Origin of the sequence: Pseudodesulfovibrio sp. JC047 (assembly GCF_010468615.1) — a bacterium.
Taxonomy (GTDB): Bacteria; Desulfobacterota; Desulfovibrionia; order Desulfovibrionales; family Desulfovibrionaceae; genus Pseudodesulfovibrio.
Map to the genome: position 1 here is coordinate 230,156 of NZ_WUEH01000001.1, position 20,417 is coordinate 250,572.

Genomic DNA, 20,417 nt, shown 5'->3' on the forward strand with positions numbered 1-20,417 from the left:
CTTGTCTTTTTATTATAAGCCTAAATAGGCTTTTTTAACCTGCTCATCCTCAAGGAGCTTGTCGCAGGTATCGGTAAGAACCACCCGTCCGTTTTCCATGACGTACCCTCGATGCCCTATTTTGAGCGCGAGGTTGGCGTTCTGTTCCACCAAAAAAATGGTGGTATTGTTTTCCTCATTGACCTTCTGGATGATGTCGAAAATCTGTCGGACCACCAAAGGCGCAAGTCCCATTGACGGTTCATCCAAAAGCAGGAGACGTGGCTTTGCCATAAGAGCACGCCCGATGGCAAGCATCTGTTGCTCCCCTCCCGATAAAGTTCCGCCCTGTTGTCGTCTTCGTTCGGCCAAAATCGGGAACAAATCATAACAATAATCCATGTCCCGCTTGATTCCGTCCTTGTCGGAACGCATGAACGCGCCCATATCCAGATTTTCCTGAACAGTGAGTTCTGGAAAAATCAACCGGCCTTCAGGAACCTGACAAATTCCCCGGGACACGATCTTGTTCGGTGCTTCGCGAGAAATGTCCTCGCCTTCATACAACACTGCCCCTTCTCGGGCCTGAACCACGCCGCAGACAGTCATGAGCGTTGTAGACTTGCCAGCACCATTGGCCCCGATCAGGGTAATGATCTCCCCCTGATTGATATGCAAATTCACATCATAGAGGGCCTGGATATTACCGTAAAAACTCTGCACATCTCGCAATTCGAGCATTTTAGTCATCATGATCCTCCCCGAGATACGCCTTGATAACCGTTGGATTTTCAGCGATTTCCTGCGGCGTCCCAGTCGCGATCATACGCCCATAGTCCAAAACATAGATTCGATCGGACATGGACATGACCATTTTCATATCGTGCTCGATGAGCATGATGGAAATGTTGAACTGCTCCCGAATCACCGTAATAAGCTGCTCCAGTTCCAAGGTTTCCTGAGGATTCATGCCTGCGGCCGGTTCATCCAGCAACAACAGAAACGGATCCGTGGCCAAGGCCCGGGCGATTTCCAACCGCCGCTGCTTTCCGTATGGCATGTTTGACGATAACTCATCGGCAAACTCGCTCAATCCCACGAGTTCCAACAATCCATAGGCCTTTTCAATGACCGCCGACTCTTCCATGCGGGTTGCTTTATTGCGTGAAACAGCTCCCCATATGGACGATTTGGTCCGACAATGCGTGCCGATCATAACGTTTTCAAGCGCGGTCATGGAATGAAACAACCGGATATTCTGAAACGTTCTGGCCATACCGAGTTCAGTGACAATATTCGGTTTCTTGCCATTGATTCGTTTCGACTGTCCCGACGCGTCGGGATCGATGCTGACATCCCCGGACGTCGGGGTATAGATGCCGGTAATACAATTGAAGAACGTGGTTTTTCCTGCGCCATTGGGGCCGATCAGGGCCACGATTTCCTTGTCATGCACGACGAGATCGACTTCATCCAGGGCACGGATGCCTCCGAAGTCCTTGCTCACCGTGTTGACGTTCAAAACTGGATTATTCATCGGCTGCACTCGCGGTTTTAGAAGCTGTGTAATGGTAGATCTTGCGCTTCGCGCTGATCAATCCTTGTGGTCTGAAAACCATCACGAGCACCATGATGGCTCCGAACAACAACATTCTGAACTGGGCAAAATCTCGAAGATATTCCGGAACCAAAATCAAAATGATAGCCCCGGCGATAACACCACGAATGGACCCCATGCCACCGATAACGACAATGGACAGAATAATGGCCGATTCCCAAAAAGTAAACGATGCCGGATTGATAAAACTCGTCTTGGCCGCAAAAACAACACCGGCCATACCGGCCCACGTCGCTCCGAGGGCAAAGGCCATGAGTTTGGTCTTCATCTTGTCGATGCCCATGGCCTGACACGCGATTTCATCTTCGCGCAATGCCAGCCAGGCCCGTCCGATACGAGAATTTTGCAATCGATTGACACAAAAAATGGTGAAAATCAGCAACCCGAGCATGATATAATACATGTACTGGGTGGACCCGATCACACCGATTTTCATACCGAACAGCGCGGGGCGGTCAATGCCGGAAATACCAGATGGTCCCATGGTGACGTCGCCCCAGTTTTCCAGGACCAAGCGAATGATCTCACCAAAACCAAGAGTGACGATGGCCAGATAGTCACCACGCAACCGAAGGACCGGAAAGCCGAGAATGACACCGAGCAATGCGCCAAGGATGGCACCAATGGGAAGCATGAACCAGAAGCCGATTCCCCAATGCATGTTGCACAAGGCGTAGGCATAGGCTCCGACGGCGTAAAACGCCACATATCCGAGGTCGAGCAGACCGGCCAGCCCGACAACAATATTGAGTCCCAACCCGAGTACAATGTACACGAGGCAGGAAACCATGATATTTGTCTGATAGAGATCAAATACTTCCGGAAAGGCCACGGCAATCAATGCCAATGCGCCAAGGGCCACGAATTTCAAAACCGTATGGGACTGTATCTGCGTGAGCAGGGATTCCATGCGGGATTCCCGGGTGCTCTCATCTTTTTTGAGGTCCTTTCGGGCCAAAAGCCAACGCCACACAAAGGAACCGAAAAAAACCGCTCCAGCGATGTACGCCAAGCGTTCCCAGTGCCACACCACCGTTTTTTCGATGGTGTTGACCCGGATAACCATGATGGGGAATGTTAAAAAGGCGAACCAAAGAGCGGCGACGAACGACCTCTTCAACGCCTGGGCAAAGGAATCGCACCCGGCGGTAAAAAAGAAGCTGAAAAAGCTCTGTTGGGTCATGGTAATACGTGTGTTACTCACAATATATTCCTTGCACGATACTTACTCTCATGCTGCTTGAAAATCAAAACTTAGACCTTCTGGGTCTTTTCCTTGCCCATGATGCCCGACGGCCTGAAAATCAGGATAAGCACCAAGAGACAGAACGCGAACACATCCTCGTAATCCGATGAGACGTATCCGGTCGCGAACGCTTCGGTCAGGCCGAGTACCAATGCGCCGAGCATGGCACCGGGGATAGACCCGATTCCACCGAGCACGGCGGCGGTAAACGCTTTGATTCCAGCGATAAAGCCGATGTAGTAGTTGATCTGCCCAATATGTGAAGCGATCAACACACCGCCAACAGCGGCCAGGCTGGACCCGATAATGAAGGTCGCGGAAATGACCATATCGACATTGATGCCGACCAGCATGGCCATTTTCCGATTCTGGGCCGTGGCGCGCATGGCCTTGCCCAGTTTGGTGAACTTGATAAAGACCGTCAGCCCGACGCACGAAAGCACCGTGGCAAGGATGATGACCAGCTCTGAGGAGCTGATGATGGACCCCATGGATTCCATAAATCCGAACTCGGGAATGAGTTCGGGAAACGGCAGGAAGTCCGAAGTCTGAGCAAGCATGACATAATTTTGCAAGAAAATGGACATACCAATGGCGGAAATCAGCGGGGACAACCGGGGCGCACCGCGCAACGGTTTATACGCCACCTTTTCGATGGTGTACCCGTAGGCTGCTGCCCAAATGACCGCGCAGACCAAGGCAATGGCCAGGATGGCAATGCCGGGGAACCCGAGCATCGTCAATAATCCCGCAACGATCAGTCCGGTAAACGCACCGATCATGTAGATTTCGCCATGAGCGAAGTTGATAAGTTCGATAATCCCGTAGACCATGGTATAGCCCAGGGCGATAAGGGCATATATGCTGCCCCGGGTTAATCCACCCAAAAACAGCTCAAGAAAATATTCCATTACGTGAAATCCTGTGCATTGAATAAACCTAGGGGACAGGCATAGGCCTGTCCCCTGATTTATTGTGTTTTAACTGTCAACGACTACTTAATTTCAACGTACTTGCCGTCTTGGACCTGATAGATCGCAAATCCAACGCCCTCGGCATCGCCTTTGGCATCGAACTTGATATTGCCGACAGGGGTTTCGACTTTCTTGGTCCGAAGTGCTTCGACAACCGCATCGTAATCCGTTGTCCCGGCATTTTCAACAGCCTTGAGCAAGGCCAGGGCTGCGGAATACGCTTCCGGGAAAAATGGACCGGGGTCAGTGCCGAACTTCGCCTTGTGCGCTTCAACAGCTTCCTTGTAGAGCGGATTGGATGAGAAATCCATGGGACCAGTGGCGTACACGCCTTCCGCATACTTACCGGCAACCTTGATGAAGGTGTCATCCTTCACACCGTCGTCAGACAGGAAGGGAATCTCAAGTCCCTTCTTGCGCATCCCGGTCACGACCTTGGATGCTTCGGGGTGATAGCCACCGAAAATAACGGCGTCCGCGCCGGAACTCTTGATCTTCTGGACAACAGCCGAATAATCAACGGCACCGGGAGTCACGCCTTCAAAGAGGGCGACTTCGATGTCGGCATCGGCTTCGATGAACTGTTTGCAGAAAGAGGCAAAGCCCTTGCCGTAGTCACCCTTATCGTGAATGACGGCGATATTCTTGAGACCAAGCTGCTTGGCAAAATCCACTTCAAGCTGTGCCTGGGCATCATCCGGAGCAATGGTCCGGAAAAAATTCGGGTATTCGCCGGACTGGGTCAACGGCGGGTTGGTTGCGGAGGGAGACATAACCACGATCTGGCCATCCAGATACAGCGGCAATGCGGCCTTGGTCGCACCGGAGCAGATATGCCCGAGCACGATCTTCACATCGTCTGATAACATTTTTGTCGCAGCGTTTGTCGCCAGCTCAGGTTTGCACTGGTCATCCTGTGCAGCAACTTCGACCATGGCACCATTGATGCCACCAGCAGCGTTGATTTTTTCAACAACAAGCTTGGCCGCATTGACGGTAGGCAGACCATAGGATGCCAGGTCACCGGAATGTGCGCCCGCTACACCGAGAACAATTGTCTCGGGAGCAGCGATTTCACCCGTTGCCACATCAGCCTTTTCATCCGCTTTTTCGGCCTTTTCAGCTTCACTGCCACACGCTGCCAGCATGGCCACCATGACCAGGCACAGAGCGATCAGACTCAGTTTGACTCTCATGCTTCTCTCTCCTAAAAAAGTATAAGGTTCATCTCCATTTTGGTATCCGCAATAGACATGTCGTCCACCCAAAAAACAGCTCCCCGCAGTTTTCGAGTGAAGTATGACATTGTAGAGATTTTACAAAAATTGTCAATTCTATCCGCTCGAACCCACGGGGAGTCAAGAGTCTGATATAGTGTGCTTTTTATTGCCCAAGTTCCTCCCGGGCGAGCTTTATCATTTCCTGATCATCCTTTTCCAGTTCCAGAACCCGAGTAAAACAGGTTTTCGCGGCATCCGGTTTTTTGAAATAGTGCTTGTAAATCACACCCAGATTGAACAGGGCGAGTGTGTCAGTGTCGTCAATGGCGAGGATGGCCTCATAGGCTTCGCTCGCCTTGGTGAAGTCTTCCTTATTGAAATACGCGATACCAACACCTTTCAAAATCATGGTATTTTCCGGCTGGAGCGTCCGAGCCTTGCCCAATGGTTCCAAGGCGCGGTCCCAGGCACGCATCATGAGAAAGGAATTCCCCAGACCAATCAGGGCATCCACATCATTCGGATCGGCATCCACCCGGGCCATGTATTCCTTGACTTGGGACATGGCCCCATTCATGGCGTTACCCGGCATACCGTCTCCATCATGGTCGTGTCCGTCATCGGCTGTATGTTGAGGCTGAACCTTCACAAACAGGTTGGGATTGTCCATCCGATAGACAAAACTGGTCATGAACATGACCCCGATCGCCACCACCATGGTCACGATAACGGCCTTTCGGCCAAAGGTTGCTGCTTTAGCAGTCATGATCGTCTCCCAAAAGTTCAAGTTGTTGCACCCGCTTTTCCAAGCCGACGGATTTGGACGCCAAAAAGACGAGATACCCGGCAACACCGAGCCAGACAGCGACATTTGCGATAAAAATATAGGTGGTTGCAGACATTGTGTATCCTTTCATAAAGTAAGACGTTCTACGAGGCATCATCCCAGCGCAGCAAAGCTTCGAGCCGGGCCTGCTGAGCCAGTTGTTTCACCCGGGTCAGCACCATGGCCCCCCACATGAATCCAAAGGCAATCAATCCGGAAAAAACGGTGTACCACATACGGATTTCCATGCCCGATCCTTGACGCGCCAACCCATCCGGATGCGCACTGCCCCATAACTTTGCGGAAAAAAAGACCAATGGAACATCCAGAAATGCGACAATTCCCAAGACAGCGCAAACCAACGCCTTGCGGTCCCGCCCCATGGGCGTATTTCGCAGCACCAAATACCCCGCATAGACATACCACATGATGAGTGCCGTGGTCAGTTTCGGGTCCCACAGCCACCAATGGCCCCATTCAGCGCGTGCCCACACCGAGCCAGTCACCAAAGCAAGTGTGGCAAAAAGCACGCCGATTTCAGCAGCGGCTCCGGCCACACGATCATAGGTATCCTTACGCGTGAACAGATAGAGAATCGAAGCCACGAAAACCACAAAGAACGACACCAGTGCCCACCACGAGCACGGCAGATGCATATAAAAAATCTTCTGAACAGGACCGGATTGCGCCACCGGGGCATAAAACCATATCATGGATTGATGCACGAGCAGGGCCACCCCTGCCAACAACGCGAGCACTTTCACTTTCATCGTTACTCTTCCCCACTATAAACAAACGGGAACAGGAACAGCCCAGCCCCGGAAAACAGACAATCAAAGGCAAAAATCACGCCGAGCCACTTGCCGGGGACATCGATCATTTCCGGCGAAAAACACATGCCGAATAAAGTGATACCGGACAAGAGCACGGGTAATAACAATGGAAAAACAATAACGGACAACAGGGATTCACGAGCGGCCTGTCCCTGAGACAAGGCCCCGAGCAATGCGCCAATCACGACCAGCCCGATATCGGCTCCGATCAAGGTCACGGCCAGCAACCACACGGGACCATGGATACTTTGTCCAAGAAACGCCGCTGTTGCAGGCAAAAAAACCAGTTGGGAAACCAGCAACAAGCTCAAGCCGGCCACACCTTTTCCGATCCAGACAGCATGAACCGGTACGGGTGAGGACAGGATGCCGATCCGTGCCCCGTTCGCCTCTTCAATGGCAAACAGATCATTGAAAACCAACACCAGTCCAAAGGCGGACGCGAGCCAAAAAATAGCTCCGGCCGCTTGCGGAGAAATCGTTCCCCCCAAGGGTTTGGACAATGAAAACAAAAAGATGAGTAACAACCCGAGCAGCACGGCCTGCACCAGCCCCTGTCCGCCGGACAGAGACAACTTGAGATCTTTGGAGGCGATTATTCCAGCACGTTTCAGCATGGTGCCTCCATTTCATATGCCGCAGCCGGACCAAAATACGCCACTTTTCTGCTGCCGAGCACCAACACCGAGTCGGCCAGTGCCGTATCTTCCTGCACCTGATGACTGATCCAGACCACACTGACACCTCGATCCCGGAACCCGGTAATCTCACGGCGCAAATTGGCCAGCGAACGCGGGTCCAGCCCGGTTCCCGGTTCATCCAAAAAAATCAATTTCGGCTCGACCAGATAAATCCGCGCCAGATTGAGGCGTTGCGCCATGCCGCGTGAAAACGACCCGGCCTTTTCTTCGGCTGCACGCTCCAAACCGACCCGCTTCAACAAGCCAACAAGGGCTTTCCTATCTGAAGACAGTCCATACATCGAACCCCAGAATTGCAGATTTTCCAAGGCCGACAGTCCCGGATAAATAAACGTGGCATGGCCGAGATAGGCCGTGTCTTCCGGCTCGACGCCCAGGGAAACCGCTCCGGCTGACGGCTTGGACAGTCCGGCCATGATACGCATAAGCGTGGATTTCCCCGCCCCATTATGCCCGGCAACAAGCAGTATTTCACCGGGACCGACATGACAGGAAACATTCTTGAAAACGAGTTTGTTGCCAAAAAACTTGGCCACTCGACTCACCGAAAGCACAGGCGACTCCGCCATTTATGCCACCTCGCCGGGCTTGCGCACACGTCGAAGGAGCAGGAAAGCGAACAGACTCATGAACGTCCCGCCGATCCAAATCCAGTTGATAAGCGGATTGACACTGATCTTGAAGCTCGCCTTGTCATCCTGCGTCAAGCCGAGCAACGTGGCGTACAATTCGTCCCCGAGTCCCGGAATGGTGGACACCTCGGCAAACTGTTGGCGTTCAAAATTCCGGTAAATCCGCTTGTCAGGCGTCATGATCCCGATCAATCTGCCATCCTCGAACACTTCAAGGGTTGCTGTGGCGCGCACCTTGATATCGCCAATATTACCGTCCTGCACCAGATTGGTAAAAGTGACAGTGTAGTCATCAATGACCACGGATTCGCCTTTGCCCAAAATAATTTCCTGCTCAATCTGGTATGGCCCGGAAAAGGCGATACCCAAGGCCATGAGCACCAAGCCCAAATGGATACCGTAGGCACCCCAGGATTGCCGCATTTTTCGCATGGCCGGATAGAACAGAAACAACAGAACCATACCGACCATGGCCGCGACCGATGAAGCCGCAGTAAAAGCGGCCAGCACATTGGTCATCCCGGACAGATAGAATCCGACAAAGCTCCCGACCAGCGCCACGGTGACGCCGACAAAGCCTTTCATGTTGCGAATACCGCCCTTCCAGCCAAGCCATGGACAGTAGCAGAAGATGAAAACCAGACAGGCCATGAATGGCAGACAGACCCGATTGTAAAAATGCGCGTCCAGTCCGAGCGGCTTGTCGGTCCAAATCTGACTGATGACCGGCCACATCGTTCCCAATGTGACAATGAGTCCCAAAGCCAGCAGGAACCAGGCTGCGATAACGAGCATTCCCTGTCGGCTCAAAAATTCCGACAGACTGCGATGGGTCAGCCTTTCCGAAAAGAATGTCACCAACATGGTCACGAACAAACCTATCATCATGGACCAGAACAGCGGCTTGGCCACCCCGGATTCTCCAAAAGTATGCAAAGAATCAATGACGCCAGACCGAGTCAGATAGGTAGAAAAGACACAGAGAATGAAGGTCAGGGACATCAGAAAGACATTGGTGCGCTGCAAGGCGTTGCGTCGCGATTCAATGATGGACGTATGCAACACAGCGGTTCCGGCGAACCATGGGATCAACGAAGCATTCTCGACCGGGTCCCATGCCCAGTAACCGCCCCACCCGAGTTCCATATATGACCACCAGCCACCAAGCACGATACCGGCGGTCAGGAATACCCATGACAGGATATTCCAGTTGCGGGTCACGGCGATCCACGATTTCTTTTCGCCAGCGATCGACGCAGCCAAGGCCGCACTTGCCGGAATGGCATACAAGGCAAAACCAAGGAACAACAAGGGCGGATGGAAAATCATGCCGGGATTTCGCAAAAGCGGATTCAGGCCACGACCGTCACCAGGGGCTGGAATAATCTCAATAAACGGATTGGACCACCCGGTAAGCAGAAGCAGGAAAAACCCCTGAATGGAGAGAAAGAACATCCAAAAATACAGTTTGGTCTCGTCACTGAAAGACTTGTAGCCAGGGGTTGTTATCAGGATCATTCCAGAAACGGCAATAATCAACTCCCAGAAAAGCAACGACCCTTCTCGGCCGCCCCACAAGGCGGTCAGCGTGTAGATAAAGGACAAAGCGTTGTCCACGTTGTCATAAACGTATCGGAAGGAGTAATCCCTCGACATCAGGGCAATGAGCAGCAATACCGTGGAAAAGATCACGCCCACGGACGCGAAAAGCTGCCCTCGCTCAATGACAAGCAACGAATTTGTATTTCGCCGCCACGCCGCGACACCGGAAAACCCGGCAAGAAAAAGAAAGGCAAGCAGGGAAAAAAGCAAACCGACATATCCGGTCAGGTGCATAAAAATCTCCTTACGATATCAACATGCGAACATCAGGGCTATACTGCCGGAATCCGCGAATTCACGACGAACGGTTATACGCCGGTAGTCAGAGAAAAAAAAGGAAGCAACCATGTGAAAAAGATTTCACTAGCTGGTATACTTGCCTGCCTGCTCTACCTCTTTGCTTTGTTCTTCATATTTGGAAGGACATTTTGTGACCAAAGTTCTGGCAATGAACACCTCTCCATCATTGGAGAACGTGCCCTCGACAATGACCTCGGCATCTTCCTTGAATGTATCGGGCAAGGCCCCCTTGAACTGAACCCGCAAGGATTTACCGTGTTCCAACTTATCGATCAGATCGAAGTTGGCTCCGAGCTTTCCTTCGACGATTTCGAGATTGCTGGGTGCCACCTTACCAAACAGGCGAGCCTGTCCAATCTGGGTCCGATCTTCAGCCAAGGCCTCGGACACATTCAGGAAATAGACGGAATCTTCTGTCAAACCGGAAAAAATAAGATACCCGAGACCGCCCAAAAACAACGCCAGAGCGACGCCGTAGACCGCCTTATTTGATTTTTTAGCCATTATGAGTCCTTGCGTTTTGCCGCAGTTTCATTTTTGCCGTTGGATGTCTTGGACCGACTGCCAGTCAGTTCGTCCCGACGTATTCGGGCGAGTTCTCGCATATCCACCACTTGGTCGGTCTCGTCAACAATTTCACTGCCCAAAATTTCTTCGAGCACGTCTTCGAGTGTCACCACTCCAGCAACGCCGCCATATTCATCAAGCACCACGCACAGATGCATACGGCTGCCCAAGAACTGAACCAACAACTTGTCCAACGTGATCGTCTCAAGGACAAACCGGACTGGACGCATGATGTCCAGCAATTTCAGGTCGTCTCGATCATCGGCCAGTGCTTCGAGAACCGATCGGCGATACACGACCCCGACAATCTCTTCGGGATCGTCCTCGAACACGGGAATCCGGCTGTGCGGCCACGTCGGATGTGACTCCCGGGCCTCTGCCACCGTCATATCCGATGGCAATGAAAAAACCACGGTCCGAGGCGTCATGATCTGTTCGACCGTCTTGAAATCCAACGACAAAATATTCCGAATGGATTTTTCTTCATAGGGTTTGATAACCCCTGACCGACGCGTCAAACTGACAATTGCCCGGATGTCATCTTCCGTATGATCCGGCTCCGTATCCTTCTTGTGAACAGCTTGCGACAATATGCCCATGACTGCGATCACGGGTTTGAATATCACAACCAACCACTGAAGCGGACGCGCCAACGGTGGAGCGATCCGATCCGAATACACCACGCCAAACGTTTTTGGCATGATCTCCGTGAAGATGAGAATAATTACTGTGAAAACGACTGTAAAGAGCCACAGCGTCTCTTTTCCGTACAAATTTGCCCAGGCCCAGCCAGCAACTGCGGCTCCGGCGGTGTGCGCACAGGTGTTGAGCGTCAAAATGGCGGTAATGGGTTCATCCACATTGGAACGAAGCTTATGAAGCAATTTTGCCGACTTGCTCCCGTTTTCCTTGAGTTTTTCTATATCAGCCCAGCTCATGGAATACAGCGCGGCTTCGGCGACTGAACAAAACATGGAAACAAAAACGGCAACGCCGACAGACAATACGAGTTCAAGCATTTTTTTTGATCTCTTCCTAAAAACAGTCCAGATATCACGGTGTTTGAAGTTAATAATATAGCAGATGCATTCCAGCGGCGCAACACGCAACACACTTGACTTCCGGGCCGATTGAGGCGAACTGAACGGACATGAATCTGTCTGCCGATACCACAGTAAAACTGATTTTCCGTCTCGGGCACCTGGGTGACGTTGCGCTGACCACCGGCGTCCTGACGCACTGGCACGAAACGCGGGGTGACTCCTTCATCTTCCTGACCCGTGCGGGGAACGGCTCGCTTCTGAAGCACCACCCAGCCATCACCGAAGTTGTGGAATTTTCCAATTCCCAGCTCACCACCCGTGCATGGTTGACCATTGCGGGCGAACTGGCAACGTATTTCAAAGGCCTTCCGCTCATCGACCTGCACGGTACCCTGCGTTCCCGCATCCTTTCCGCACGGTGGAAAGGGGCAGTTCACCGCTTCCCAAAATTCGGCATGGCTCGACGATTGTACGCAAGAACTCATGCAGAACGGTTCCGGGCACAACTCGAAGCAACCACGATCCCCCAACGGTACAGCATGGCACTCGATGAGACACCACCGGCCGCGCATGATCTTGTACCACAAATATACCTGACAGACGAAGAAAAAAACGATGCAACTCACCAGCTCGCGTCGCGAAAAATCTCCGGCCCGGTGGTCGCCCTGCATCCATATGCCACCCATCCAGCCAAACAATGGCCCGAAACGCATTGGCTCAAACTCATTGAATCGCTGGAGGCAGCGCATATTCAATGGTTTGTGGTCGGTCGTAATCAAACCGCATTGATGGGAACACACGCTCGGGATTTCACCAATCAAACAGACCTGCGCGAGACCTGCGCCCTGTTGTCCAAGGCGGCCATTCTCGTGACAGGCGACTCTGGTCCCATGCATCTGGCCTGCGGCGTAGGCACTCCAGTCCTCGCGCTCTTCGGTCCCACGGCTCGGGCCTGGGGATTTTATCCGGCAGGACGCAATGACCGGGTCATCGAACAACCGCTCGACTGCCGTCCGTGTTCACTCCACGGCGCAAAGCCATGTCCATCAGGGTTTGAATGCATGACCGGAATCACACCCCAGAGTGTACTTCAAAACATTCACGCCATGCTCGACGAGTTTCGAACAGCATAACGCGTCCAGATATTCAGACACAGCAAGACAGTCGGTCAGGGTCGGACTTTTTGCTTGAAATTTTTCGACAGACGCGCACCCCAAAACCGTTCAACTTCATCCGCATGATCTTCAAGTACCGTGTCCACACCCGACGGCACCAACAAAGTCAGGTTGCGCCGATCTCGCCACCGACGACGAATCTGACCACCCTTGATATCCAGCCGAGGGGTGTCGATGAGTCGCACCCTATTTTCTCCCGGAAACACCCACGATCCCGGAGCTTCCTGCACGGCATCAGGCCAATGTGTCACGATGAATCCCTTGACGGCATCAGCGGCTTCCCACCGGGTCACGACCACCATGGATGTCATGTGCGGGATGTCCAACCCCCGATGCCACAACGGCAATTCCAAAAATGTCGATGCGCCGAGAATAAAGAAAAATTCGGTTTCCGGGTGTTCTCGTCGGTAACATTCCAAAGTATCGCTGGTAAACGACGGTCCCGGGCGTTGCCCTTCAAGCGGATTGGCCGTCAGCCCCGGGATATCCCGAATGGCCTGATTGACCATTTCAAGGCGTAAGGAAAACGGCAGGATATCGGCCCCATCCTTGTGTGGTGGTTCCTTGGCAGGGACCAATTCCACACGATCCAATCCAAGCTGTTCACGCACTTCGACAGCCATGCGAACATGGCCGGTATGCACCGGATTGAAGCTGCCGCCCAAGATACCTATTTTCACTGACAATCTCCTTGATTGACGCAAAGATAAACAGGTTCTGTCCAAGTTGCAAGGCAGACTCCCGTCCGCCCGCCTCCACAGTGCGCCCCCTGCTCCCATAAACTCGCAAAAAGACCGCTCAAAAAAGAGCGGTCTCATAAAATCATGAAACGCTCACCATCTATTCGCGAATCTGGCCTTCACCCATGAGAATGAATTTCGCGCTGGTCAACTCCTTGATCCCCATGGGACCGTAGGCATGAAGTTTGGATGTGGAAATCCCGATCTCCGCACCCAGACCAAGCTGACCACCATCATTGAAACGGGTAGACGCATTGGCGACCACAAGTGAAGCGTCCACTTCACGAATGAATCGCAGACACTGTTCATAATTCTCAGACAAGATGGATTCGGTATGATTCGATCCGTATTGAGCGATGTAATCCATGGCCTCATCCATATCTTCGACCACTTTCACGGCAAGGATCAAATCCAGAAATTCGAATCCCCAGTCCGTATCAGTCGCGGGTTCTGCAAAGGTTCCCAAAAGTGGCAAAGCACGTTCGCACGCCTTGAACTTCACACCCTTGGGACCGATGGTTTGAGCCACCTTCGGCAGAAGGACATCAGCGACATCCTTGTGAACCAGCAGACATTCCAATGCGTTGCACCCACTCGGATACTGCATTTTGGCATTTTCAATAATGGGAACAGCCTTGGAGATATCACAGGAGGCATCCGCAAAGAGATGACACACCCCTTTGTAATGCTTGAGAACCGGCATGGTGGCCTGACTGGTCACGGCACGAATCAGTCCTTCGCCACCGCGCGGAATTACCACATCGATATACTCATCGAGTTTGAGCATTTCGGCGACAGCCTCACGGTCTGTGGTGGGCGGCACCTGCACGGCATCCCGAGGCAATCCGGCCTTTTCCAAGGCGGTGTGCATGAGGTCTGCCAGAAATTTGTTGGAATGAAACGCCTCGGACCCACCGCGCAAGATAACGGCATTCCCCGCCTTGAGACACAAAATTCCTGCGTCCACAGTGGCATTGGGACGGGATTCATAAATCATGGCCACGACACCGAGAGGGACACGCATCCGCCCGACCAACATTCCATTGGGGCGTTTGGTCATGGATTCAATTTCACCGACTGGATCGGCCATGGCAGCCACTTCACGGCATCCCTGAATCATGGAATTGAGCACTTTTTCACTGATGGTCAGCCGTTGCACACGCGCCTTGTCCAACCCGCGACGAGCGGCTTCATCCAAATCTTTCTTGTTGGCAATCGCAATGGCTTCGGCCTCGGACTGCAACAAATCGGCCAAAATCAACAGCGCATCCTGCTTGGCCTTGCCAGAGGCCTTGGCCAATCCACGGGCAGCCTGTTTGGCCCGTTTGCCCATGTCCACCATGTGTTCACGAATGTCCATATATACTCCTTAAAAATTGCTTTTCAAAATTCAACGGAGGGGAATCCACACCCACCGAGTCTTTTTGCTACCCCTCACCATGGGATAAAGTCAAACTGAACAAGTGCCAATACCCGGTATTTCCGGCCCAATCGCACATGGTGTCTCCCTTCTCTGTCACGCTGTCACACACACCGCCCCCCCTGACAATACGACCCACCGTACCCACTGGTTCCAAAATAGGCTTTGACCTTTTTTACAATTTTGCTTATCAAGCCCTTTGCGTTGGCGGGCCTTGCTTCCCGGCCATCGAGTAAGCAAATTCCCTTCATGGAGGAACAAAAACAATGGCTGACCCCAAGACCACATCACAAGACGTGCTGAACGACATTGAGTCCCACACACCGGAAGCAATGCATCCGATCCTCGAAGCTGCCTTCAAACACCAAAAGCAGCTCATTCTCGCAGTCTGCGTCATCATTGCCCTGGCCGCACTCTATGCAGGATACAATGCCTACGCCGCCAAATCAGAGGCATCGGCCCAGGCCGAACTCGGCGCCATTCTGGTCAAGACACAGGGCAAAGATCGTATTCCGCAACTGGAAGCCCTGCTCGACACCGTGCCCGCTTCGGTCAAACCCGCAGTGGCCATGGAAATCGCCCAGGCCAGCATGACCCATGGTGAATATGCCAAGGCCGTTACCTACTGGGACATGCTCATCAACGAGACCGAAAGCGACATGCAGTTCGCGGCCCGTATCGGCAAGGTCAAGGCTCTCATGCTGACCGGCAAGAATGCTGATGCACTGACCGACATGAAGGCACTGGCCGACACCGCCTCGGAAGCCTATGCCGTTCCCGTCTATCGTCAGCTCGCTCTGACCGCTGAATCCGCTGGTGACACCACCGAAGCCTTGGCCGCCTACAAGAAACTTGCAGAAAAGAACGTCGCGGACAAACAGTTCATCGACTACAAGATATCACAGCTTGAATCCGAGTAACCGCGTCTTTTGACGCATGACATGGAGAGATACTATGGCGAATCCGCTCTTGGGTGACACCCCTGGTGAAACCCACCTGCTGCTTGGTAACGAAGCCATCGTCCGGGGTGCCGTTGAAGCCGGCATCCAGGTGGTTTCCTGCTACCCGGGTACTCCGTCTTCAGAAGTGCCCGACACCTTTTATCGTATTTCCCCGGAAGGCGAATTCTACTTCGAATACTCCGTCAACGAAAAAGTGGCTCTCGAAGTGGCTGGCGGCGCAACGCTGGCCGGAGCCATGACATTGTGTACCATGAAACACGTCGGTGTGAACGTCGCTGCCGACCCGCTCATGACACTGTGTTATACCGGCGCACCCGGCGGCATGGTTCTGTTGTCTGCCGACGACCCCGGCTGCCACTCCAGCCAGAACGAACAGGACAACCGTATCTATGCCCGAATCGCGGGAATGCCGATCCTTGAACCAGCCACGGCTCAGGAAGCCAAGGACATGACCAAAGACGGCCTGCTCCTGTCCAAAAAGCACGGCGCACCGCTTATGCTTCGGACCACGACCCGGGTGAATCACCTGCGTGGACCGGTCGAATTCGACTCGGCTCCCAAACCGGGCAAGGCCGAAGGCTTCAAGCGCAATCCTTCAAAATTTGTTCCCATTCCGGCATTCTCCCGCCCCATGCATCTGGCCCTGCTCGATCGCATCGAGGCCCTGCGTGCCGAAGCGGAAACATCCAAATACAACTCCGTGTCCGGTTCCGGTGAACTGGGCATTATCTGTTCGGGCATCTCCCGCGCCTACGTGGCGGACGCCTTGGACAATGCCGGGTTGACCGATTCCGTGCGCATCCTGCATCTCGGATTTCCCCACCCGTTGCCCGAAAAGCTCTGTCTGGACTTTCTCAAATCCGTCGACACAGTCCTGGTGGTCGAAGAACTGGAACCGGTTGTCGAAGACGAAATCCGCGTTCTGGCCCAGAAAAACGAACTGTCCATCACCATTCACGGCAAGGATCTCTTTCCCCGATTCGGCGAATTTTCCGTCACGCTGGTGGAAAACATCATCCGCCGGGTACTGGGCAAGGACCCCATTGAAAGCTGTGACTGTGACCTGCCAGAACTGCCGGGTCGGCCACCGAACCTCTGCGCCGGCTGTCCGCATCGCGGCACATATTTCGCGGCAAAAAAAGTCTTTGGGGACGACGCGGTCTATTCTTCGGACATTGGCTGTTACACCCTCGGGATTCTGCCCCCGCTTCAGGCGGCTGACTTCCTCGTGTGCATGGGCTCATCCATTTCCGCTGGCGGCGGCGTTGCCCAGGCTTCCGGCCAGACCGTGGTCGCCTTCATCGGCGATTCCACCTTCTTCCATTCCGGCTTGAGCGGCGTGGCCAATGCGGTTTTCAACCAGCACGACATTCTGCTGGTCGTCCTCGACAACCGGACAACCGCCATGACCGGACACCAACCCAATCCCGGCGTTGACCGCACGATCCTCGGAGAAAACGACCACCCGCTGGACATCGAATCCGCTGTCCGTGGTCTGGGCGTCACCGAAGTGCGTACAGTCAATCCGTTCAATCAGAAAAAGACTGTTGCGGCCTTCGAGGAACTCAAGCAACTGTCCGGTGTTCGTGTCCTGATCGCCAAGGAACCCTGCCCACTCTTCACGCGTCGGGTCCACAAGAAAGTCGCTCCGCAGGTCGCCTATGTCGCTGAATCCTGTGTCGGACGATTCGACTGTCTGGACAAACTTGCCTGTCCCGCCATGTACAAGGACGGCGACAAGGCCGCAGTGAACCCGATCCTCTGCAACGGCTGTATGCTCTGCTTGCAGGTCTGTGGACACATCAAAGCTAAGAAGAGAGGCAGTTAACATGAACTCCACCCCTCAAATTCGTATATTCATGACTGGCGTTGGCGGACAGGGCACCCTGACCGCCACCACCCTGCTTGCCCAAACCGTGCTCAGCCAGGGACTGCCGGTCACGTCCGGCGAAATTCACGGTATGGCCCAGCGCGGCGGCGTGGTCGAATCCACCGTGCTCATCGGGTGCAAATCCCCGAAAATCGGCCATGGTGAAGCAGACATTCTGCTCGGATTCGAACCCATGGAAACCATGCGCGCCCTGCCGTATCTCAAAAAAGGCGGCCTGGTCGTTTCCTCCACCGAATTCATGCCACCGCTGGCCGTTGCCATGGGCAGACAGGAATGTCCGACCATTGACGACATCAAACACGCTGTCGCCGCCTGCACCGACCATGCATATTACATGGCGAATCAGACCATTGGCCTTGAAGCCGGTGCCGTGCAGTCCGGCAACATTGCCATGCTCGGCGCGTTGTGCGCCGCTGGTAAACTGCCTTTCGGCCCCAAAGCCCTGGAAGCCGCCATCAAGGCGAACCTTCCGGCAAAAATACAGGCCGTCAACCTCAAAGCACTGGAGCTTGGCGTTCAAACCCTTGACGCCTAGAAATGAGAACAATGACACCCACCAATCGAGACACCTCCGACCTCAGCCATTTGACCACGCTCAAACTGGTCCAAAAATCGCTGAAGCGGGATATCCCGCTTGAGGAATCTTTAAACGCACTGCTGAAAATTCTGGCCCGGGATATGGAATACGTGCGCGCGTTCATGGTCATCATGGACCCCAAGACCGAGAACCTCAAACTCTCGCTCACGTACAGCCCGACCCAGGTCGAAGACGTGACGTATTCTCCTGGCCGGGGCATCATTGGACGGGTGTTTGATTCCGGGGAATCCATCACAATTCCACGTCTTTCGGATGACCCGGAATTTCTGAACAAAGCCTTTGGACGCAGTGAAAAAGAACTCAAGAAGCTCGGTTTCATCTGCGTGCCGGTGCTCAATCAACATTCCGATCGAACCGAAGTCATCGGCGCGTTGTCTGTCGATGTCCCGCTCATTCCGGCCGACGATCTGGCGGCTCATTGCCAGTTCCTCGAAGTGGTCGCAGGCATCATCGCCGGCCACGTTGCCCAGCTTCAAGAAGAAATGGCGACCCAAAACCACATGCTCACCCAAGGCATGATGAGCGGTGGCCCGGATGCCACGCCTCCCAAGGATTTTGTCGCGGCATCCAAGGCCATGCGCATGGTGCTTCGCCAATCCCGCCAAGTCGCCCCGAGTCGAGCCACTGCGCTCCTTCGCGGTGAATCCGGGACCGGCAAGGAACTCCTGGCCGATGCCATTCACAAGGCCAGCCCGCGTGCCGACAAGCCATTGATTAAACTCAACTGCGCCGCCTTGCCTGTCGAACTCATCGAATCCGAATTGTTCGGCCACCAGAAAGGCGCATTCACCGGCGCATTCCAAACCAAACGCGGTCTCTTCGAAATCGCGGATCAGGGCACTCTCTTTCTTGACGAAATCGGCGAGCTGTCTCTCGATGCCCAGGCCAAGGTCCTGCGCGCCATTCAAGAAAAAGAAATCCAGCGTGTCGGCTCCGAACAGACCATCACCGTGGACGTGCGGCTCATCTGTGCCACCCATCAGCCACTCGAAGAACTGCTCAAAAAAGGTCTTTTCCGCGAAGATCTGTTCTACCGAATCAACGTTTTCCCGATTTTCATTCCTCCTCTCACGGAACGACGCGAAGATATTCTGCCATTGGCCGAACATTTTCTGGCCGATTTCACCGAAGAGTATTCCAAGGAAGTCAAACGGATATCCACCCCGGCTATCGAGTTGCTGGTGATGTATCACTGGCCAGGAAACGTCCGCGAACTCAAGAACTGCATCGAGCGCGCCGTCCTGCTCTGCGAAGAACAGGTCATTCGGACTTATCATCTGCCGCCCACATTGCAGTCCGCTGAAAGTTCCGCCACCGGCACCAACCTCTCCTTTGGTGAGGCTGTCGCCAAATTCGAACAGGAACTGCTCATCGATTCGCTCAAGCAGACCGGCGGTAACATGTTGCAATCGGCCCGAGACCTCCGAGTCTCCTACCGAATCGTCAACTACAAAGTGAAAAAATATAACATCGACGTCAAAAAATACTCGCAATCAAAAACGAAATCAAAACGACGTCACGAAATGTGATGAACCAAAGGGGAGCCAAGCTCCCCTTTCTTTTTTTTGAAGAATGTCTCCGACGGCCAGAGGGGAACCTCTTGAAAGAGGTTCCCCTCTGGACTCCCCTCCAGAACTTTTTATCGCGCCTTCGGCGAGAGCATCCGTTATCGATTGAGTGGGATTGAAGACGTCAGAAAAAGAAAAGAAGGGATGGCTTAAGAAATGAGAGAATTTCGCAAAAAAATCAGGAACTCACGCTGCCGACAACGTCGAGCGAAGCGAGCTATATAAAGTTTAGGAGAGTCCAGAGAACCCTTTTCAAAGGGTTCTCTGGTCGCCGAAGGCTTTCCCAAACACCGCACAAACTCACGCTGCCGACAGCTTCGAGCGAAGCGAGCGATATAAAGTTTAGGAAAAGAAAGGGATTGGGGGTCTGGGGGAAAGGGAAAGAAAAAGCCCTTTTCAAAGGGTTTTTCTTTCCCTTTCCTGAAGGGACACGGGATAACTTAGGGGATAGTGCAGGATAATTCGGGACTATCCGGGACTGCCTGGGATTATCCGGGACCGCTATTGTGAAACACTGTTACA

General features: G+C 53.3%; 20 protein-coding genes. 5 read left to right on the forward strand and 15 right to left on the reverse strand.

Annotation, left to right across the window (positions count from 1 at the left end; translation table 11 throughout):
- Positions 1-12 precede the first annotated feature (12 nt).
- The 13 genes from GO013_RS01190 to GO013_RS01250 all read right to left on the reverse strand — a co-directional run bounded on the left by GO013_RS01190 (position 13) and on the right by GO013_RS01250 (position 11,517).
- A complete protein-coding gene (locus GO013_RS01190) occupies positions 13-720 on the reverse strand; it encodes an ABC transporter ATP-binding protein (RefSeq protein ID WP_163808235.1) in 708 nt (235 codons plus the stop codon).
- A 1-nt stretch (position 721) separates the two neighbouring features.
- Complete coding sequence (locus tag GO013_RS01195; RefSeq protein ID WP_163808207.1) at positions 722-1,516, reverse strand: ABC transporter ATP-binding protein; 795 nt, start codon at positions 1,514-1,516, stop codon at positions 722-724.
- Positions 1,509-2,780, reverse strand: a complete 1,272-nt coding sequence (locus GO013_RS01200) for a DUF3382 domain-containing protein (protein ID WP_163808236.1) — start codon at positions 2,778-2,780, stop codon at positions 1,509-1,511. Before GO013_RS01200 ends, GO013_RS01195 begins: the two co-directional genes overlap by 8 nt.
- Positions 2,781-2,851: 71 nt before the next feature.
- Positions 2,852-3,754: a branched-chain amino acid ABC transporter permease LivH gene (locus GO013_RS01205; protein WP_163808208.1), complete on the reverse strand. Its 903-nt coding sequence runs from the start codon at positions 3,752-3,754 to the stop codon at positions 2,852-2,854.
- An 83-nt stretch (positions 3,755-3,837) separates the two neighbouring features.
- A complete protein-coding gene (locus GO013_RS01210; RefSeq protein ID WP_163808209.1) occupies positions 3,838-5,013 on the reverse strand; it encodes a branched-chain amino acid ABC transporter substrate-binding protein in 1,176 nt (391 codons plus the stop codon).
- Between the two features lie 187 nt (positions 5,014-5,200).
- Positions 5,201-5,803 carry a tetratricopeptide repeat protein gene (locus GO013_RS01215; protein WP_163808210.1) on the reverse strand — a complete coding sequence of 201 codons (603 nt, stop codon included), beginning with the start codon at positions 5,801-5,803 and terminating at the stop codon, positions 5,201-5,203.
- Entirely contained in the window at positions 5,793-5,939 is a 147-nt protein-coding gene (locus GO013_RS01220) for a CcmD family protein (protein WP_163808211.1), read from the reverse strand. The genes GO013_RS01215 and GO013_RS01220 overlap by 11 nt, the downstream gene beginning before the upstream one ends.
- Before the next feature lie 28 nt (positions 5,940-5,967).
- Positions 5,968-6,633, reverse strand: coding sequence for a cytochrome c biogenesis protein CcsA (ccsA, locus tag GO013_RS01225; protein WP_163808212.1), 666 nt, complete (start codon positions 6,631-6,633; stop codon positions 5,968-5,970).
- 2 nt (positions 6,634-6,635) lie between these two features.
- Positions 6,636-7,313, reverse strand: a complete 678-nt coding sequence (locus GO013_RS01230; protein WP_163808213.1) for a heme exporter protein CcmB — start codon at positions 7,311-7,313, stop codon at positions 6,636-6,638.
- Positions 7,307-7,966 carry a heme ABC exporter ATP-binding protein CcmA gene (gene ccmA / locus GO013_RS01235; RefSeq protein WP_163808214.1) on the reverse strand — a complete coding sequence of 220 codons (660 nt, stop codon included), beginning with the start codon at positions 7,964-7,966 and terminating at the stop codon, positions 7,307-7,309. Before ccmA ends, GO013_RS01230 begins: the two co-directional genes overlap by 7 nt.
- The gene (locus GO013_RS01240) at positions 7,967-9,865 is read right to left on the reverse strand and encodes a cytochrome c-type biogenesis CcmF C-terminal domain-containing protein (protein ID WP_163808215.1); all 1,899 of its coding nucleotides are present in this window, start codon (positions 9,863-9,865) and stop codon (positions 7,967-7,969) included.
- A gap of 129 nt (positions 9,866-9,994) precedes the next feature.
- Positions 9,995-10,435, reverse strand: a complete 441-nt coding sequence (locus GO013_RS01245; RefSeq protein WP_163808216.1) for a cytochrome c maturation protein CcmE — start codon at positions 10,433-10,435, stop codon at positions 9,995-9,997.
- The gene (locus GO013_RS01250) at positions 10,435-11,517 is read right to left on the reverse strand and encodes a hemolysin family protein (RefSeq protein ID WP_163808217.1); all 1,083 of its coding nucleotides are present in this window, start codon (positions 11,515-11,517) and stop codon (positions 10,435-10,437) included. The genes GO013_RS01245 and GO013_RS01250 overlap by 1 nt, the downstream gene beginning before the upstream one ends.
- Positions 11,518-11,648: 131 nt before the next feature.
- Between GO013_RS01250 and GO013_RS01255 the strand changes: the two genes are divergently transcribed.
- Positions 11,649-12,674, forward strand: coding sequence for a glycosyltransferase family 9 protein (locus tag GO013_RS01255; protein ID WP_203529292.1), 1,026 nt, complete (start codon positions 11,649-11,651; stop codon positions 12,672-12,674).
- Between the two features lie 35 nt (positions 12,675-12,709).
- Here the strand turns inward: GO013_RS01255 and nadD are convergent, their stop codons facing one another.
- Both nadD and GO013_RS01265 read right to left on the reverse strand, forming a co-directional pair.
- The gene (nadD, locus tag GO013_RS01260; protein ID WP_163808218.1) at positions 12,710-13,396 is read right to left on the reverse strand and encodes a nicotinate (nicotinamide) nucleotide adenylyltransferase; all 687 of its coding nucleotides are present in this window, start codon (positions 13,394-13,396) and stop codon (positions 12,710-12,712) included.
- A 160-nt stretch (positions 13,397-13,556) separates the two neighbouring features.
- Positions 13,557-14,816 carry a glutamate-5-semialdehyde dehydrogenase gene (locus tag GO013_RS01265; protein ID WP_163808219.1) on the reverse strand — a complete coding sequence of 420 codons (1,260 nt, stop codon included), beginning with the start codon at positions 14,814-14,816 and terminating at the stop codon, positions 13,557-13,559.
- Between the two features lie 326 nt (positions 14,817-15,142).
- On the opposite strand from GO013_RS01265, the gene GO013_RS01270 reads away from it, so the two are divergent.
- Genes GO013_RS01270 through GO013_RS01285 form a run of 4 tightly spaced genes read left to right on the forward strand, consistent with a single transcriptional unit; the run spans position 15,143 to position 19,856 of the window.
- The gene (locus GO013_RS01270) at positions 15,143-15,796 is read left to right on the forward strand and encodes a transcriptional regulator (protein ID WP_163808220.1); all 654 of its coding nucleotides are present in this window, start codon (positions 15,143-15,145) and stop codon (positions 15,794-15,796) included.
- A 34-nt stretch (positions 15,797-15,830) separates the two neighbouring features.
- The gene (iorA, locus tag GO013_RS01275; protein WP_163808221.1) at positions 15,831-17,666 is read left to right on the forward strand and encodes an indolepyruvate ferredoxin oxidoreductase subunit alpha; all 1,836 of its coding nucleotides are present in this window, start codon (positions 15,831-15,833) and stop codon (positions 17,664-17,666) included.
- Position 17,667: 1 nt separating this feature from the next.
- Positions 17,668-18,264 (forward strand): indolepyruvate oxidoreductase subunit beta, encoded by a 597-nt coding sequence (locus tag GO013_RS01280; protein ID WP_163808222.1) that lies wholly within the window; start codon positions 17,668-17,670, stop codon positions 18,262-18,264.
- Between the two features lie 11 nt (positions 18,265-18,275).
- The gene (locus tag GO013_RS01285; RefSeq protein WP_163808223.1) at positions 18,276-19,856 is read left to right on the forward strand and encodes a sigma 54-interacting transcriptional regulator; all 1,581 of its coding nucleotides are present in this window, start codon (positions 18,276-18,278) and stop codon (positions 19,854-19,856) included.
- Positions 19,857-20,417: the final 561 nt, after the last annotated feature.